Origin of the sequence: Vibrio ezurae NBRC 102218 (assembly GCF_000467185.1) — a bacterium.
Taxonomy (GTDB): domain Bacteria; phylum Pseudomonadota; class Gammaproteobacteria; order Enterobacterales; family Vibrionaceae; genus Vibrio; species Vibrio ezurae.
Genome location: NZ_BATM01000005.1, coordinates 124,199 through 141,370, shown reverse-complemented (window position 1 = coordinate 141,370; position 17,172 = coordinate 124,199). Strand labels below are relative to the sequence as shown.

Annotated in this window: 11 protein-coding genes; 7 read left to right on the top strand and 4 right to left on the bottom strand. The window is 43.1% G+C overall.

Annotation, left to right across the window (positions count from 1 at the left end):
* Nucleotides 1–46: 46 nt before the first annotated feature.
* The 4 genes from leuD to leuA all read right to left on the bottom strand — a co-directional run bounded on the left by leuD (nucleotide 47) and on the right by leuA (nucleotide 4,834).
* A complete protein-coding gene (leuD, locus tag VEZ01S_RS02615) occupies nucleotides 47–649 on the bottom strand; it encodes a 3-isopropylmalate dehydratase small subunit (RefSeq protein ID WP_021712460.1) in 603 nt (200 codons plus the stop codon).
* Between the two features lie 11 nt (nucleotides 650–660).
* Nucleotides 661–2,067 carry a 3-isopropylmalate dehydratase large subunit gene (gene leuC, locus VEZ01S_RS02610; RefSeq protein WP_021712459.1) on the bottom strand — a complete coding sequence of 469 codons (1,407 nt, stop codon included), beginning with the start codon at nucleotides 2,065–2,067 and terminating at the stop codon, nucleotides 661–663.
* 53 nt (nucleotides 2,068–2,120) lie between these two features.
* The gene (gene leuB / locus VEZ01S_RS02605; RefSeq protein WP_021712458.1) at nucleotides 2,121–3,212 is read right to left on the bottom strand and encodes a 3-isopropylmalate dehydrogenase; all 1,092 of its coding nucleotides are present in this window, start codon (nucleotides 3,210–3,212) and stop codon (nucleotides 2,121–2,123) included.
* Between the two features lie 71 nt (nucleotides 3,213–3,283).
* Nucleotides 3,284–4,834: a 2-isopropylmalate synthase gene (gene leuA, locus VEZ01S_RS02600; RefSeq protein ID WP_021712457.1), complete on the bottom strand. Its 1,551-nt coding sequence runs from the start codon at nucleotides 4,832–4,834 to the stop codon at nucleotides 3,284–3,286.
* A gap of 676 nt (nucleotides 4,835–5,510) precedes the next feature.
* Here leuA and VEZ01S_RS02595 point away from each other — a divergent pair.
* The 7 genes from VEZ01S_RS02595 to VEZ01S_RS02565 all read left to right on the top strand — a co-directional run bounded on the left by VEZ01S_RS02595 (nucleotide 5,511) and on the right by VEZ01S_RS02565 (nucleotide 17,172).
* Nucleotides 5,511–6,836: an efflux RND transporter periplasmic adaptor subunit gene (locus VEZ01S_RS02595; protein ID WP_021712456.1), complete on the top strand. Its 1,326-nt coding sequence runs from the start codon at nucleotides 5,511–5,513 to the stop codon at nucleotides 6,834–6,836.
* Nucleotides 6,833–9,940, top strand: a complete 3,108-nt coding sequence (locus VEZ01S_RS02590; RefSeq protein ID WP_021712455.1) for an efflux RND transporter permease subunit — start codon at nucleotides 6,833–6,835, stop codon at nucleotides 9,938–9,940. The genes VEZ01S_RS02595 and VEZ01S_RS02590 overlap by 4 nt, the downstream gene beginning before the upstream one ends.
* Before the next feature lie 136 nt (nucleotides 9,941–10,076).
* A complete protein-coding gene (locus VEZ01S_RS02585; RefSeq protein WP_021712454.1) occupies nucleotides 10,077–10,634 on the top strand; it encodes a phosphatase PAP2 family protein in 558 nt (185 codons plus the stop codon).
* Between the two features lies 1 nt (nucleotide 10,635).
* A complete protein-coding gene (locus tag VEZ01S_RS02580; protein WP_021712453.1) occupies nucleotides 10,636–11,709 on the top strand; it encodes an MJ1255/VC2487 family glycosyltransferase in 1,074 nt (357 codons plus the stop codon).
* A 370-nt stretch (nucleotides 11,710–12,079) separates the two neighbouring features.
* Nucleotides 12,080–13,048: a transcriptional regulator LeuO gene (leuO, locus tag VEZ01S_RS02575; RefSeq protein ID WP_021712452.1), complete on the top strand. Its 969-nt coding sequence runs from the start codon at nucleotides 12,080–12,082 to the stop codon at nucleotides 13,046–13,048.
* Nucleotides 13,049–13,271: 223 nt separating this feature from the next.
* Nucleotides 13,272–15,101, top strand: a complete 1,830-nt coding sequence (locus VEZ01S_RS02570; protein WP_021712451.1) for an AMP-dependent synthetase/ligase — start codon at nucleotides 13,272–13,274, stop codon at nucleotides 15,099–15,101.
* A gap of 349 nt (nucleotides 15,102–15,450) precedes the next feature.
* Nucleotides 15,451–17,172 carry an acetolactate synthase 3 large subunit gene (locus tag VEZ01S_RS02565; protein WP_021712449.1) on the top strand — a complete coding sequence of 574 codons (1,722 nt, stop codon included), beginning with the start codon at nucleotides 15,451–15,453 and terminating at the stop codon, nucleotides 17,170–17,172.

The following is a 17,172-nucleotide window of genomic DNA, read 5'->3' as shown; positions in this document are numbered from 1 at the left end:
ATTAACAAGACCTTTTAAGCATAGATTCTATTTCAGCGAATAATGATTAACGCATAAATGCAGGGATATTCTGCTCATATTCTGCAATTTTGTCTGCATGTTGCAGAGTTAGGCCAATGTTATCTAAACCATTTAGTAGGCAGTGACGACGAAACTCATCAATTTCGAAGCTGTATTGCTTACCATTTGCTGTCACTAACATTGCTTCTAAATCAACGGTGACTTCAGCCCCTTCATTGGCTTCTACAAAAGTGAAAATCTCATCCACTTCCGCTTCGGTCAAACGTACTGGAACCATTTGGTTGTTGATAGAGTTGCCGTAGAAAATATCTGCAAAGCTTGGCGCTATCATGACTTGAATGCCGTAATCAGCCAGTGCCCATGGGGCGTGCTCACGAGAAGAACCACAACCGAAGTTTTCACGGGCAAGCAAGATGCTCGCACCCTGGTAGCGTGCTTCGTTCATGACAAACTCAGGGTTAGCTTGCTGACCTGCATCATCAAGAAAACGCCAGTCATGGAACAAGTGCTGACCAAATCCAGTGCGGGTTACCTTTTGTAGAAACTGCTTTGGAATGATGGCATCGGTATCGACGTTGGCAGCGTCAAGAGGGACAACTAAGCCCGTATGTTGTTTAAAACCTGACATGTTATTTCCCCTTACTGCTGCTCAAAAGTGCGGATATCAACAAAATGGCCAGCGATAGCGGCCGCTGCCGCCATTGCTGGGCTAACTAAGTGTGTACGGCCTTCACGACCCTGACGACCTTCAAAGTTACGGTTACTGGTAGAAGCGCATCGCTCTTGTGGACCAAGGCGGTCATTGTTCATTGCCAAACACATAGAACAGCCCGGTAGGCGCCATTCAAAGCCTGCTGCAATAAAGATCTTATCTAGCCCTTCCGCTTCTGCTTGCGCTTTTACTTGCTCAGAACCAGGAACGATAAGTGCTTGTACGTGCTCAGCGACTTTACGACCTTCGGCAACTTTCGCCGCCGCGCGCATATCTTCGATACGAGAGTTAGTACAAGAGCCAACAAACACTTTATCGACAGGGTATTCAGACAGAGATTTACCGGCTTCTAGCCCCATGTAAGCTAAGGCTTTTTCCGCAGATGCTTTTTCTACAGGGTCAGCAAAGCTGGTTGGGTTAGGGATTGGCGTATCCACTGAAATTACCTGACCTGGGTTAGTACCCCAAGTGACTTGAGGTTTGATATCAGCAGCTTCTAGGGTAACGACAGCGTCAAATTCAGCGTCAGCATCCGATTTCAAGCTTGACCAGTATTCAACCGCGTCATCCCAATCTTTGCCTGTTGGAGCAAATTTACGGCCTTTGATGTAATCAAAGGTGGTTTGGTCTGGAGCAACCAATCCTGCTTTTGCGCCAAGCTCGATAGCCATGTTACATACGGTCATACGCCCTTCCATAGAAAGGTCGGTAATCGCTTCACCACAGAACTCAACCACGTAGCCCGTACCGCCAGCTGCCGTCGTTTTACCGATGATCGCCAGTACGATATCTTTTGCGGTAATGCCGTGTGCAACCTTGCCCTTAACTTCAATCTTCATAGTTTTTGCACGAGACTGTTTTAGGGTTTGAGTTGCCAACACATGCTCAACTTCAGAGGTACCAATACCAAAGGCAATAGAACCAAATGCGCCGTGAGTAGCGGTATGTGAGTCACCACACACAATGGTCATGCCCGGTAGGGTGATACCAAGCTCTGGGCCCATAACATGCACAATACCTTGATATTTATGGTTTAAGTCATAAAGACGAACCCCAAATTCACCACAGTTTTTCGACAAGGTTTCCATTTGGATGCGCGCCATTTCACCAGAGGCATTAATGTCTTTGGTGGTTGTAGAGACGTTGTGATCCATGGTAGCGAAGGTTTTGCTGGTTTGACGTACACGACGACCTTTTTCACGCAGACCATCAAACGCTTGTGGTGAGGTCACTTCGTGCACCAAGTGTCTGTCGATGTACAAGATAGGGTTTTCGCCTTCAGCTTCTACCGCAATATGTGCATCATAGATTTTTTGATATAAAGTTTTAGCCATTGTTACTTCCTTTTTCCTTGGCAATTTTCTTGCCAAGGAAACTCATCTATTGGTTAAGAGTTCAAAACATACTCAGCAATTTTATCGCCCATCTCAGAGGTGCTTAGAGCGGGTTTGTCACCGGCAAGGTCGGCCGTAAGCTCGCCTGCGGCTAATGCTTTCGAGACAGCATTTTCAATATCTTTAGCCGCATCTTCTTCGCCTAGGCTGTAACGCAACATTAGTGCCGCCGATAGAATTTGCGCGACTGGGTTGGCGATGTTTTTGCCAGCAATATCAGGTGCACTGCCGCCAGCAGGTTCGTATAAACCAAAGTTGCTTGCGTTTAAGCTTGCAGAAGGAAGCATGCCCATAGAGCCTGTGATCATGGCACATTCATCAGAGATGATATCGCCAAAGATGTTTGAACATAGCATGATGTCAAACTGCGACGGGTCTTTGATAAGCTGCATAGTCGCGTTGTCGATGTACATATGCTTAAGCTCAACGTCAGGGTATTCCTGAGCCACTTCTTCCACCACTTCACGCCAAAGAATAGAGCTTTGTAGAACGTTCGCTTTATCGATGGAGTAGACATTTTTGTCACGTAGACGAGCCGATTCAAAGGCGATACGCGCAATACGCTCAATCTCGTAGCGGTGGTAAACCTCGGTATCAAACGCTTTTTCATTTGCGCCTTCACCTTCACGACCCTTTGGTTGACCAAAGTAGATGCCACCAGTCAGTTCTCGGACTACGACAATGTCGAAGCCACGATCAGAGATATCAGCGCGTAATGGAGAGAAGCTTTCTAAACCCTTATGGATTTGAGCTGGACGAAGGTTACAGAACAACTGAAAGTGCTTACGTAAAGGAAGTAGTGCACCACGCTCAGGTTGATCGTTTGGTGGTAGATTTTCCCACTTAGGACCACCCACAGAGCCAAATAAGATAGCATCAGCGGCTTCACAACCATTGAGTGTAGATTCAGGCAATGGTGAACCATGGTTATCAATGGCAATACCACCTACATCAAACTCATTTCGTTCAAATTTAAGTGAATGCTTACTTTCAATTGCATTCAATACTTTATGAGCCTGTTGCATTACTTCTGGGCCAATACCGTCACCTGGTAGTACGGCAATCTTATAAGATTTATCTGCCATGAAATGGTCTTCCTTTCATTAATATGTTGGTTGCCTGCCGATGCGTTTTACGCAAAGGCAGGTGATAGAATTTAAACAGTTGCTGTGTGTTTCTTTTGCTTTATTTCTTCAATTTGGTCAGCACGATGGATGCTGTTGATAACATGCAGTAGTGCCTGTCCTGAAGCTTCAACAATATCAGTTGCAAGGCCAGTACCATGATATTTACGACCTTTATAGTTGGCAATAATATCAGCTTGACCTAGACCATCTTCACCTTCGCCTTTAGCGGTTAGATGGAATTTATCTAGCACAATATCGTAGCCCGTTAGACGATAAATACACTGATACAGAGCATCAACAGGGCCATTACCTACAGCCGCTTCGCATTTTTCTTCATCGCCACATTGCAATTTAATGCTGGTGGTCGCCATGATGCTACCGGATTGCACACTCAAGTAGTTCAACTTGAAATAATCATCTTCATCTCGCAAATTCGCGAAGTGCATCAATGCTTCTAGATCGTAATCGAAGACTTGTCCTTTATTATCCGCTAATTTCAAGAAATCTGCGTATAGCGTATCTAGGTTATACTCTTCTTCTTTATACCCCATGCTGTCCATATGGCTTTTTACTGCCGCACGGCCTGAACGGCTAGTTAGGTTAAGTGCTTGATTTTTTAGACCTATAGATTCAGGTGTCATGATTTCATAGGTGTTTTTGTTTTTCAGCATGCCATCTTGGTGAATGCCTGATGAGTGGCTAAAGGCATTGGCACCGACAATGGCTTTATTGGCTTGGATTGGCATATTACAAAGCTGGGAGACCAATTTACTTGTGCGATGAATTTCATCGTGTTTGAAATTAGTCTGTACACCCAAGAAGGATTCGCGAGTTTTGATGATCATAGCGATTTCTTCTAGTGAACAGTTACCTGCACGTTCACCAATGCCGTTGATCGTGCCTTCAACCTGACGAGCACCAGCTTGTACTGCTGCAATAGAGTTTGCCACTGACATTCCTAGATCGTCATGACAGTGAACTGAAATAATCGCTTTATCAATGTTTGGAACACGATTGAATAGGGTTTCAATAATGCCACCAAATTCGTTTGGAATGGTATAGCCAACGGTATCAGGGATGTTAATGGTATTTGCACCCGCATTAATGGCGGCTTCTACCATACGGCATAGATTATCGATTGGCGTACGTCCTGCATCTTCACACGAAAATTCGACGTCATCGGTGTATTTTCTCGCGTGCTTAACTGCATTTACACCCATTTCAATCACATCATCGTAGCTACGACGAAGCTTGTCTTGCACGTGTACGGTAGATGTTGAGATAAAGGTGTGAATTCGAAATTGTTCAGCGACTTTTAATGCTTCTGCTGCGGCATCGATATCTTTAGCCACTGCGCGTGATAGTGCACAGATACGACTGTTTTTAATGTGCTTGGCAATGGTTTGTACGGACTCAAAATCACCCGGTGAGGAAATAGGGAAGCCAGCTTCAATAACGTCTACGCCCAATCGTTCAAGAGCATAGGCGATTTGCAGTTTCTCTTTGACGGTTAGGCTTGCAGAAAGTGCCTGTTCGCCATCGCGTAGTGTGGTATCAAAGATAATGACTTGATCGCTCATATTGACTTCCTTTTCCTACTTTATCGTTAAATTTATATACAAAAAAACCCGCATTTAAGTTGCGGGTTTTATTTATCTTGGTGGTGTTTTTCGCCCACTAGCAACCCGCGTGTCTATGTCACGATCAGGAGGAGGAGCAGAGAGGTTGTAACACGGAAATTCATTAAAAAAAACAATCCACCAAAGAAGTTAATAAATTAATACCGCGATTGACTATAACCGTCAAGAGGAAAGTCGAAAAAATATTCAACTAGGAGTGTTTAAGTTAGTGATATGTTAAAACTAAATGCATATAAGGTGTTGATATTTATGGGTTTCTATTGTGTTATGCAACTATTTTTTTATTTTCTACCATTCAAGCTACTTGTTTACTCTGCACATTATTGTGCAGTGAACTTGTGTGAAACGAGTTGCTTTTAATGGTTCTGCTTATGTTTGTCGTTGTTACACGCCAAAGAGCAAAGAGTCTTGAGTCGATAAATGAAAGACCAAGAAAACTTGGCACTGATTCGGTACTATTATTGAAACAAAAGATGCTTTTAAACTTATAATGCTTTCTCTGAACTGAGTGCATCAGTCTAATTTACATTTATGTAAGCGATATACTCACATAACCTCAAGCTCTCCTCACTTTTAGATGATGGAATAAACTGGCTAGAAACTAGGATTCTAATTCATGAAACTTACTCGAAAGTTGCTCTTTTTCCCCGCTGTTATTGTCGGGATTATTATTTTAATTGTGGCAATAGAGCTTCGTCCTGATGTACCGACCAAGCCTGCTGGAGATAGGGTAAAGCCAGTTAAGGTGATGACTATGAAATTGACGCCTATGGCACCTGAAGCGATTGGCTTTGGACAAGCGTCAGCAAAGTTTGAATGGAAGGCTATCGCGGAAGTCTCAGGAAAAGTGGTTTACCGCAATCCCAACTTAGAGCGAGGCCGAGTATTAGCTGCGGGAACAGAAGTGTTAAGGATTGATCCGCTGGATTATGAATTGAAATTGGTACAAGCCAAAGCCGATCTCAGCTCCAGTGAAACTCAGTTGAAGAAATTAGCAATAGAGTATAGCAACAGTAAAAGTACCCTAGCGATCGAGAAGAATCGTCTAGCGCTGTCAGAAGTCGAACTAAAACGTCTTCAAGACCTAAGAAGTAAAAGAGTGGCTTCTCAATCAGATGTTGATACTCAGCAGCAGGCATACCTAGCACAACGAAAACTTGTGCAAGACAGTGAAAATAAAGTAACGCTTTATCCTGATGAAAGAAAAGTAGCGCAAGCTTTGATTGAAGTGAACAAAGCAAAAGTGAAAGAAGCGGAGCGTGCATTAGATAAAACCCACATTGTTCTTCCGCGTGACTTACGTATTTCTTCCGTTGATATTGAGCTTAATCAAGTGGTTAATTTGCAACAGGAGATGCTGACAGCGCAAGGACTGGATGTAATGGAAGTTGAGGCGCAAATCTCGATTCATGACATGCAATTACTGACTCAGAGTTTAGCGACTCCTAACGACACGATGACTCATTCAAGTTTATCGGACTTGTCACGTCTACGTGCTTTTGTCAGTGTATCTAGTGGCAGTTTTAACGCAGTGTGGCCGGCGAAGGTGACACGAGTGAGTGATTCTGTGGATCCTACACATGCCACAATGGGGGTGATTTTAGAGGTCGAACGAAGTGCAGACAAAGCGATGTCTAAGCCTATCTCAGCGATGGTCAGTGGCATGTTGTTACGTGCTACGATAAAAGGAGTGAAGTCACCTGAGTGGGTCATTCCTGAGGTCGCGCTACACGGTAATAAAGTGTATCTGTTTGATGAGGGGCAGTTGAAGATCTTGCCCGTTTCTGTGAAATATCGCCGCGATCAACAAGTGGTGGTTGAAGGAGACTTTAAAGCTGATGATCGTTTGATCTTAAATGATCTTTTGCCTGCAATCTCAGGGATGCAACTGAAGTTAGAAAACGTGACGGTTGATGCTAAGCCTGCGGAGGACGCCGCGTGATCCGATTTTTTGCAAGGCATCCGACGGCTGCTAATCTATTGATGCTACTGATTTTCTTAGTCGGTATGCTGTCTTTGCCAACCATTAAGCGAGAAACGTTTCCTGAGTTCTCGCCCCCTTATATCATTGCCTCGATTGCTTATCCCGGCGCTTCACCGTTAGAGGTTGAAGAGAGCTTATGTGTACGTATGGAAGACGCTGTTGATGGTTTATCAAACATAGAAGAGACGACTTGTGATGCTTTAGAGGGCAGTGCAAGTTTAGTTTTAAAGCTGAATAGCTCTGCAGATATTGGCCGCATGCTGGTGGATGTACAAACACAGATCAATGCCATTAATGACTTTCCTGATGAGATTGAGTCACCTGTTGTACGAGAACTGGATTGGAATGAACCTGTCGTTGATGTTGCCATCACCGCAGATATGAGCTGGCCAGATCTCAAGGCATACGCTGAGAAACTAAAGCGTATTATGAAGCTCGACTATGGTGTTTCATTGGTGGATGTATCCGGTTTTTCCGATCATGAATATCGAATAGAGCTAAACACTTACGCCATGCGTCAGTTAGGACTAAATGTCAGTGATATTGCCACTCAGATTGGCAAGCAGAATGTGAAATTGCCCAGTGGTAATATCGAAACGCCACAAAAAAACTTTTTAATTCGCTTTGATGAACGACAAGTCACTCCTGAACAACTGCAAAATATTGTGGTGGGTTCTGGTCCAAATGGTGCAACGGTAAGGTTGCGTGATATTGCCAAAATTACCGATCGTTTTGAGCTGGATGAGCAAAAGGTTTTATTTGATGGCCAGCCGTCTGCCATTTTAAAAGTGAGTAAAAATAAAGAAGATGACGCGTTAAGAATTAAAGACGACGTGGTGCGCTTTGTTGAAGCGCAGCGCGCTGTTGCCCCCCAAGGTGTCACTATTAGCATGACCAATGATCTTTCATCGGTGTTGTGGGATCGACTCACAATGATGGTGCGAAATGGCTGGCAAGGTATTGCATTGGTTTTCGTGACCATGTGGCTGTTCTTTAGTTTGCGATATTCCTTTTGGGTGGCTGCTGGCTTGCCAGTGGCCTTCCTTGGTGGCTTATTTATGATGGCGAACCTAGGCATTTCTATCAACATTATGTCTTTGGTTGGGCTATTGATGGCCATCGGTATCATGATGGATGATGCCATTGTGATTGCTGAATCCATTGCCGCCCACTTGGATAAAGGGGAGAGCATTGATGATGCGGTGCTTTTAGGGGTGAAAAAAGTGCTACCGGGGGTGGTTTCTTCATTCCTCACTACCGTGTGTATCTTTGGTAGTTTGCTGTTTTTGGATGGGGAAATGGGCGCAGTATTAAAAGCGGTGCCTCAGGTGCTTATTTTAGTGCTGAGTTTGAGTTTGATTGAAGCGTTCTTAATTTTACCCCATCACTTAGCTCATTCATTGCACCAAGCGAAAAAAGAGCGTCCTGATCTTCGTTTTAAAACGGCATTCTTAGCCAAGTTTGATCAGTTTAGAAATGGCACCTTAGTTCGCGCGGTCGATAAAGCCGTACAGTATCGTTATTTGTTTATGGGTTCCGTTATTGCGGCATTGCTCATTTCGATTTCTTTGCTTGCAGGGGGCTTTTTAAAATTTGTACCTTTCCCTGATTTAGATGGGGACATTGCGGAAGCGCGAATTATTTTGCCTCCAGGTTCAACCTTGAGCCAGACTGAAGTAGTTGTTGATCGTTTAGTGCATTCGGCCCAGAAACTGGATAAAGAGTGGACGGAGAAAGTGGAGCATGGTGTGCCACTTATTCAACACATTACGACCAGTTTTAACAGCAATGCTGATGCTGACGAATCAGGGCCACATATTGCGACGGTACGTTTGGATTTATTGGGTGCAGAAGAGCGAAATACAGTGCTCGATGAGTTTATTGATGCGTGGCGCAGCGATGTGGGTGAATTAGCTACGCCAATATCGTTAGTGTATAAGCAACCCACGATGGGGCCAGGCGGGCGTGCTATTGAGATTCGTCTGCAACACGATAACTTAGAGTCACTCAAAGCGGCGTCGAATGAGATGCAGTCGTATCTCAATGAATTTGATGGTGTACATGGCGTGCTGGATGATATGCGCATGGGTAAGGAAGAGGTGCTGGTTAAACTGCGTCCCGGTGCAGAAAGCTATGGCGTGAATGGACAAATGATTGCCAGCCAATTGCGCGCCGCCTTTTATGGTCAAACCGCCGATGAGATTCAGATTGGCGTCGAAAACATTAAGATAGAAGTTCGTCTAGATAAAGAAGAGGCAGGTAATTTAGAGCATTTAGCCAACTTCCCTATCATCATGCCAAGTGGTGCTCAGATCCCGCTAGGCACTATTGCCAGTTTTGATTTTCAGCGCAGTTATGTGCGTATTCAACGCATCAATGGCATGAGAACGGTCGCGGTATTCAGTGATTTAGATACATCTAAAGCCAGTTCTGGTGAAATTATCAGTACCTTTAAAACTCAAGAACTGCCAAAACTACAGCAAAAGTATCCGGGCATTCGTGTTGATTTCGATGGGGAGTCTAAGGATACCGACAAGACCAGTTCTTCTATGGGGAAAGGGTTCCTAGTTGGCTTATTTGGTGTGTTTGCCATTTTGAGTTATCAGTTCCGTAGCTATCTTGAACCTTTCGTGGTGATGCTGGCGATACCATTGGCTTTGATTGGTGTTATCTGGGGGCATTTCTTGCTTGGGCATAATATGAGTATGCCAAGCATTATGGGGTTTGTTTCTTTAGCCGGTATTGTGGTGAACGACTCGATTTTATTAGTGCAATATATACGTTTTCATATTGATGAAGGTGATGATGTTCGTGATGCTGTAGTGAAGGCCAGTAGAGAGCGTTTTCGTGCGGTCTTTATTACTTCTATGACGACCGCAGCGGGCTTGTTGCCACTACTATTAGAGACCAGTTTACAAGCTCAGGTTATTCAACCATTAGTCATCTCAATTGTATTTGGTATCTTTACTTCGACGATATTGGTGCTATTTATGGTTCCATGTGCTTACACAATTTTGGCGGATTTTGGCAAGATTAAAAAGCATGAACAGATAGATATTTAATTATAAATTAGTGACTTACAAGCAATAAGAAAAATGGACTGAAAATGTAATTTCAAAGCAAGAAAAACGTCACCTTTTTGTCACTTAACTTCCTTAGCTTAGGTATTAACTAAATTAAGGAAGTTAAGGCAGGGACATGAGTATCTTTGATTTTGATCGTCAAGATGTACAACACATAAACCCTATTGTTCGTTTCGATTTAACGTTTTCGCTGCTTTGTATGGAACACAAATACGCGGATCGAGTTAGCCAAATTAGCAGAGCCATCTCTCACTCGGGTGATGGTCATCTGTATGTGTTACTGGCTTTCATTGCTTACGTTGTCGATTCCGCGACGGGAAGTTTGTTTTTGGCTTGTGGGCTATTAGCATTCGCCATTGAATTGCCAATCTATTGGCTAGTCAAAAATGGTTTTCGTCGCCGTCGTCCTCATGAATTATCCCCCCGTTTTATCAATTATATAGAACCTTCTGATAAGTACAGTTTACCGTCAGGTCATACTGCTGCGGCCACTATCATGGCAATTAATATCTCTTTCTTTTTCCCAAGCTTAGCGATTATTGCCGTGGTTTGGGCAAGCCTTATCGCACTTTCGAGAATTCTTCTTGGCGTGCACTTTTTTAGTGACATTGTTGCTGGGGTGATACTTGGAATTGCCAGTTCGTCTCTTGCTATGGCAATTATGGGGATTTGATATGAAAATATTATATGGCGTGCAAGGTACGGGTAATGGGCATATTGCTCGCGCTCGTGCGATGGCGGAAGCATTCAAAAACCGTGATGGCATTCAAGTTGACTTCGTCTTTTCTGGAAGAGAAAAAGAAAAGTACTTCTCCATGGAAGCATTTAATGGTTATCGCGCCTTTTCTGGACTTACTTTTAATTCCAATAGTGGCAAGGTGGATTACCTAAAAACCGCCACCAACAATAATTTGGTTGAGTTACTGCAAGACATTAATACATTGGATGTAAAGAGTTATGATTTGGTCTTAAATGACTTTGAGCCAATTAGCGCATGGGCGGCCAAAAGGCACAAAGTGCCTTGTATTGGTATTAGTCATCAAAATGCATTTCGCTATCAAGTACCTAAAAAAGGCTATGGTTTAATGGATAAAACCATTATTCATCATTTCGCACCTTCTGATTTTCAGTTGGGGTTGCACTGGTATCATTTCGATCAGCCTATTTTGCCGCCTATAGTACACAGTGGTGGGGCACATCATGGGGTTGAATCTAGCAGTGCGGGACAGGATTTTATCTTAGTCTATCTACCTTTCGAAAATTTGAAGCAAGTGGCAGAGTTGCTGCAGCGATTATCCGATTACACATTCTGTTGTTATCACCCTGATATTAAAGAAGAGTATGACTTAGATAATGTGCAATTTCGTCCTCTATCCTTTACTCATTTTCAACGAGATCTGGTGCGTTGTCAGGGGGTAATTGCTAACGGTGGATTTGAGCTACCTTCTGAGGCTCTTTCTTTAGGAAAGAAGCTGTTGCTAAAGCCCTTGAGCGGGCAATTTGAGCAACAAAGTAATGTGGCGACGTTAGAGTACCTTGGTTTAGGTAGTGCGATGTTTGTGCTTGAGCCAAGTATTATCCGTAAATGGTTGGAGGAGGAAAAACCCGATCCGATTCATTACCCTGATGTCGCGGGAGCAATATCAGATTGGGTATTAGAAGGTGATTGGGATCAGCAAACGCAGTTGAGCCAAAACCTATGGAAACAAGTCAGTTTTCCTAGTCATATAACGCATCTACTCGATTGATTTTTCGCTAAATTCCCGCCTGAAATTGGCTGGGTCAATGATTCAGCCTTATCTCTATAAGGGGTTTTAGGCGCTCAAATACTGTATTTGTAGGACAAATATGATCGTTTTTTTATCAAAAGAAATGTTTTTTATTTTTTTATATTTACTCTAAGTTATTGTTTTATAGTAACAACATGTCTGGATAGCTAAAATCTACTCATTCTTTGTCAATTTGCTTGTTCTATAGTGATGATATGAAACATATTAGTTTTATTGATTATTCATCCTATTAATAGTTGTCGGTTCTTGGAAGGCTTATCTCGTTTAACAATACGAGATAGCAACAAGGATTGATTTACCATTACAGTCATAATAGAGAGAAGAACGGATGTTGGCGAGCAGCAGTGCACATGATTGGCAGCAATCAGAAGATTCCAAGAACTCCACTTTACGTGGCGTTGATTTAAATTTACTTATTGTCTTCGATGCCGTTATGCAAGAGCAAAATATTACTCGAGCAGCGCGAAATTTGAATATGTCGCAACCCGCAGTGAGTAACGCCGTTGCCCGTCTAAAGGTGATGTTTAAAGATGATTTATTCATGCGTAAGGGGCGAGGTATTTCTCCGACTTTACGTGCTCGTCAACTTTCAACGCCTGTACGTCAAGCGTTGCAATTAGTGAGAAATGAACTGCCTGGCACGTCGTTTGATCCTGAAACATCTAGCCGTACATTTTCTATCGCTATCGGCACTCCAAATGATGTTCGCTTTGCTCCAGAACTTATCAAAAATACCGCAAAGAAAGCACCGAGTGTAAAACTGAACTTGGACTCTTTAGGTGGTGCGTCACTGCAAGAAAAACTGATACAGCAAGAGATTGATTACATTATCGGTTATACCTATTTCGACAATGCTGACTTTGTGAGCAGTGAGATATTTAGCGATGAGCTAGTGGTTATCTGTGCTAAAGACCATCCCCGCCTTAGTCACTCTGAAAAGATATCCATGGAACAACTGTTGTATGAGCAACATGCCAGTTTATCTCCAACCAGTGATGTGATGGATTTGAATCATATTGTGTATAAAGACTTGCAAGTTCAGTCTTCATATCGCGGTGCGACTTTAGGTAACTTAATTGCCGTTGCAGCTCAGTCGGAGCTGTTGTGTGTTGTTCCTCGTTGGGTGAAGGACTTCTTCCCAACAAGTTTAGAATTACACGCTATGCCTTTCCCTGGAGAGCAAACTAAGATCAGAGCCTATTTGACATGGCATGAATCGAGACAAAATGATGCCGCTCATATCTGGATGCGAGATCAATTAATGACAGTTTGTGGTGAAGTCGTCGCGAAAGGCTAATTAGCCTCCTTAAGTAAAACAATATAAAGCATCGGTAATAAAGCTTACCGATGCTTTTTTTATGTACAATTTTGTACTATTACTGCTCTTACCAGTACAAAAAAATCAGATTCATGTCCAATTTTGAATCAAGAAAACATCAGTGTAATTGCCTTTTAATTACTCGACTGTAAACTATCCCGCTAACTCAGCTTACAGGTGTAAGCCAAAAGGTAGAGATATAATGGCCAGTTCAGAGTTCCACATTGTAAAAAAAGTTCGTCAGCAAGTTGTCGACGGAGGAAGCCGCGTTGCACTTAAGCACAAAGTAGATGGTGCTTGGCAGGGGATTTCTTGGTCGCAGTTTGGACAGCAGATGGATGCTGTGTCTATGGCACTTTTGGCACAAGGATTGAGTGTTCAGGATAAAGTCGGTATTTATTCGAACAATATGCCTAAATGGACGATGGCTGATATTGGTGCGCTACAAGCACGAATCGTCACCGTTCCTATCTATCCGACCAATACAGCTGATCAATCGGTGTATGTTCTGCAAAATGCTGACGTAAAGGTTTTGTTCGTTGGTGAGCAGAATCAATATGACATCGCCGTCTCTATTTATGAACAGTGTGAGCAACTTCAGCTGATTGTCGCAATGTGCGATAGCATAGAGCTTGCTGACAATGATTTTAGTGTCTCTTGGGATGACTTTATCCAAACAGAGGTGCCTTCTGCGGCAATTAAAGATGAGTTTGAACAACGTATTTTAGAGGCTAATTTAGAGGATCTAGTCACTCTGATTTACACCTCTGGTACTACTGGCCGTCCAAAAGGTGTCATGCTCGATTATGCAAACTTTGCTGCGCAATTAGAGGGGCATATTGCTCGTCTGAACCTAACCAAAGATGATGTATCTTTGTGTTTCTTACCTCTGTCGCATGTTTTTGAGCGAGCATGGACGATGTTTGTACTCTTTACTGGGGCAACGAACGTTTATCTGATCGATACGATGCAGGTACGTGATGCGCTCAGTGAAGTGAAGCCGACAGTGATGTGTGCGGTTCCCCGCTTTTATGAGAAGATCTTTTCTGCAATCCATGAAAAGGTATCGCATTCTTCCTTAGTGAAAAAAGCCATGTTTACTTGGGCGGTGAATACTGGAGCAAGAATTGCGCTGTGCAAACAAGAGCAGCGTAGCCCTTCGTACCTATTAAAACGTAGTCACGCGTTGGCTGATAAGCTTGTACTGAGTAAGTTACGTGCTTTATTAGGTGGCAATATCACCATCATGCCATGTGGTGGCGCTAAGCTTGATGAGACTATTGGTCGCTTTTTCCATGCCCTGGGCCTTAACGTAAAACTAGGCTATGGCATGACCGAAACAACGGCTACAGTATCGTGTTGGGATGAACCTAATTTTGACCCAGACTCTATTGGTACCTCTATGCCGGGAGCACAGGTTAAGATTGGCGAAAACAACGAAATTTTGGTTCGTGGTCCAATGGTGATGCGTGGCTATTATAAGTTGCCTGAAGAAACCGCAAAAACATTTGATGAAAATGGTTTCTTGAAGACCGGTGATGCTGGGCACTTCGATGAGCAAGGCAATTTGTTTATTACGGATCGTATTAAAGAGTTGATGAAAACGTCTGGCGGTAAATACATAGCACCGCAAATCGTTGAAGGCACAATTGGTAAAGATCATTTTATCGAACAAATAGCCGTAATTGCCGATACACGTAAGTTTGTTTCTGCGCTGATTGTTCCAAGCTATGAAGCATTAGAAGTGTACGCTAAAGAACTGAACATCAAATATCATGACAAAGTCGATCTCTTAAAACACAGTCAAGTTGTGGAGATGATTGAAGAGCGGGTGACTGAATTGCAAAAAAACTTAGCAAAGTTTGAGCAGGTTAAAAAATTCAAGTTACTGCCTAAGGCCTTCTCTATGGAGAAGGGAGAGTTAACTCCGACTCAAAAGCTTCGTCGTAAAGTAATCAATGATCGTTATCAAGATGAAATTGAAGAAATGTACGATGAAAAAGGCAAAGTAAAAACAAAGCCGAAAAAGTAGCGATTGCTATTGAATAAAATACTCCCTGCACTGTAATTGGTTCGCAGGGATTTTTTTATTTAGGCCATTAAAAACAAAGAGTTAGAGGGAGTGAGTTGCTGGCGGCTTTCTTTGGATTATTTCAAAGGCTGAAATACCGTTTTTACGTAGACAGAGATAGGTTAAAAACTGTATGGTGGAAAGGTAATCCTATATTTGTGATAAATCAGTATAGGATTATTGTTGAAGCGTTAAGAATCATCGCTTTGACATGGAATAGAACACTTTTAGGCTACGAATAAGCCCTAACTATGTAAACCCCAACGAATAGATAACCCAAGTCTGTTCGCTAATGGTAAGGAGATAGGAAATGGAAATGTTATCTGGCGCAGAAATGATCGTCCAGTCATTGATCGAAGAAGAAGTGGAACAGATCTTTGGCTATCCTGGAGGCTCAGTTCTCGACATTTATGATGCTCTTCATGCAAAAACAGACAAAATAAAGCATGTTTTAGTACGTCATGAACAAGCGGCTACCCATATGGCTGATGGCTATGCGAGATCAACGGGTAAACCGGGTGTGGTGCTAGTGTGTTCAGGCCCTGGCGCAACCAATACCGTCACCGGTATCGCAACTGCTTATATGGATTCTATCCCAATGATCGTTATTTCTGGCAACGTGCCAAATAACTTGATTGGTAATGATGCATTCCAAGAGTGTGATATTGTGGGGGTCTCTCGACCTATTGTAAAACACAGTTTTTTGGTTAAACGCGCTGAAGATATTGCCGATACCGTCAAGAAAGCCTTTTTCATTGCATCGACAGGCCGACCTGGACCTGTTGTGATTGATGTTCCAAAAGACATCATGAATCCGCAAATTAAACTCCCATACCAATATCCAGACAGCATTAAAATGCGCTCTTATAACCCGACGACGACAGGTCACAAAGGGCAAATTAAGAAGGCTCTAAAAGCGCTTCTTGAAGCGAAGAAGCCGGTATTGTATGTCGGTGGTGGTGCGGTTATTTCCGAATCAGATAAGTATTTACTGAGTTTAGCTGAGACACTACAGCTTCCAGTAGTCAGCACATTGATGGGCTTAGGTGCTTTTCCGGGAATGCACGCAAACTCGTTGGGCATGTTAGGCATGCACGGCACTTACGAAGCCAACATGGCGATGCATAATGCTGACCTCATTTTCGGTGTTGGGGTTCGATTTGACGATCGCACGACCAATAACCTAGAGAAATATTGCCCCAACGCCAAAGTTATTCATATTGATATCGACCCTTCATCGGTCTCAAAAAATGTTCGCGCAGATCTGCCCATTGTGGGCTCAGCAGACAAAGTGCTGGAGTGCATGGTGTCACTGCTAGAAAATCAAGACACGGGTAACGATTCACAAGCACTAGAGCTTTGGTGGAACGATATTCAAACATGGCGTGAGCGTAATTGTCTTGCGTACGCTAAGTCAGCAGAAAAAATCAAGCCACAGCAAGTGATTGAGACCCTGCACAAGCTAACCAATGGTGATGCTTATGTAGCCTCTGACGTTGGGCAGCATCAGATGTTCACGGCGCTCTACTATCCATTTAAGCAGTCTCGTCGTTGGATTAATTCCGGTGGCCTTGGAACGATGGGCTTTGGATTACCTGCGGGGATGGGAGTGAAGTTTGCGCACCCTGACGAAGAAGTTGTGGTTGTAACGGGAGATGGCAGTATTCAAATGAATATTCAAGAGCTTTCAACCGCTTTGCAATATGGCATCCCAGTAAAAATCATTAACTTGAACAACCGTTTCTTAGGCATGGTGAAGCAGTGGCAAGATATTATTTATGAGGGACGTCATTCCAACTCATACATGTCTTCCGTACCAGACTTTGCCGCTATTGCAGAAGCTTACGGGCATGTTGGCATGCGTATTTCCTCTCCTGACGAGTTGGAATCAGGGCTGCAAAAAGCGTTAGATATGAAAGATCGTTTGGTATTTGTAGATATTAGTGTTGATGAAACAGAGCATGTTTATCCAATGCAAGTGAAAGGTGAAGGCATGGATAGTATGTGGCTAAGCAAGACGGAGAGAACATAA

Excerpts from the sequence above, each read along its gene's own strand:
- VEZ01S_RS02585 (WP_021712454.1), top strand. The coding sequence starts at position 10,077 with ATGAGTATCTTTGATTTTGATCGTCAAGATGTACAACACATAAACCCT.
- VEZ01S_RS02580 (WP_021712453.1), top strand. The coding sequence starts at position 10,636 with ATGAAAATATTATATGGCGTGCAAGGTACGGGTAATGGGCATATTGCT.
- leuD (WP_021712460.1), bottom strand. The coding sequence starts at position 649 with ATGTCAGGTTTTAAACAACATACGGGCTTAGTTGTCCCTCTTGACGCT.
- VEZ01S_RS02565 (WP_021712449.1), top strand. The coding sequence starts at position 15,451 with ATGGAAATGTTATCTGGCGCAGAAATGATCGTCCAGTCATTGATCGAA.
- leuB (WP_021712458.1), bottom strand. The coding sequence starts at position 3,212 with ATGGCAGATAAATCTTATAAGATTGCCGTACTACCAGGTGACGGTATT.
- leuA (WP_021712457.1), bottom strand. The coding sequence starts at position 4,834 with ATGAGCGATCAAGTCATTATCTTTGATACCACACTACGCGATGGCGAA.
- leuO (WP_021712452.1), top strand. The coding sequence starts at position 12,080 with ATGTTGGCGAGCAGCAGTGCACATGATTGGCAGCAATCAGAAGATTCC.
- VEZ01S_RS02570 (WP_021712451.1), top strand. The coding sequence starts at position 13,272 with ATGGCCAGTTCAGAGTTCCACATTGTAAAAAAAGTTCGTCAGCAAGTT.
- leuC (WP_021712459.1), bottom strand. The coding sequence starts at position 2,067 with ATGGCTAAAACTTTATATCAAAAAATCTATGATGCACATATTGCGGTA.
- VEZ01S_RS02595 (WP_021712456.1), top strand. The coding sequence starts at position 5,511 with ATGAAACTTACTCGAAAGTTGCTCTTTTTCCCCGCTGTTATTGTCGGG.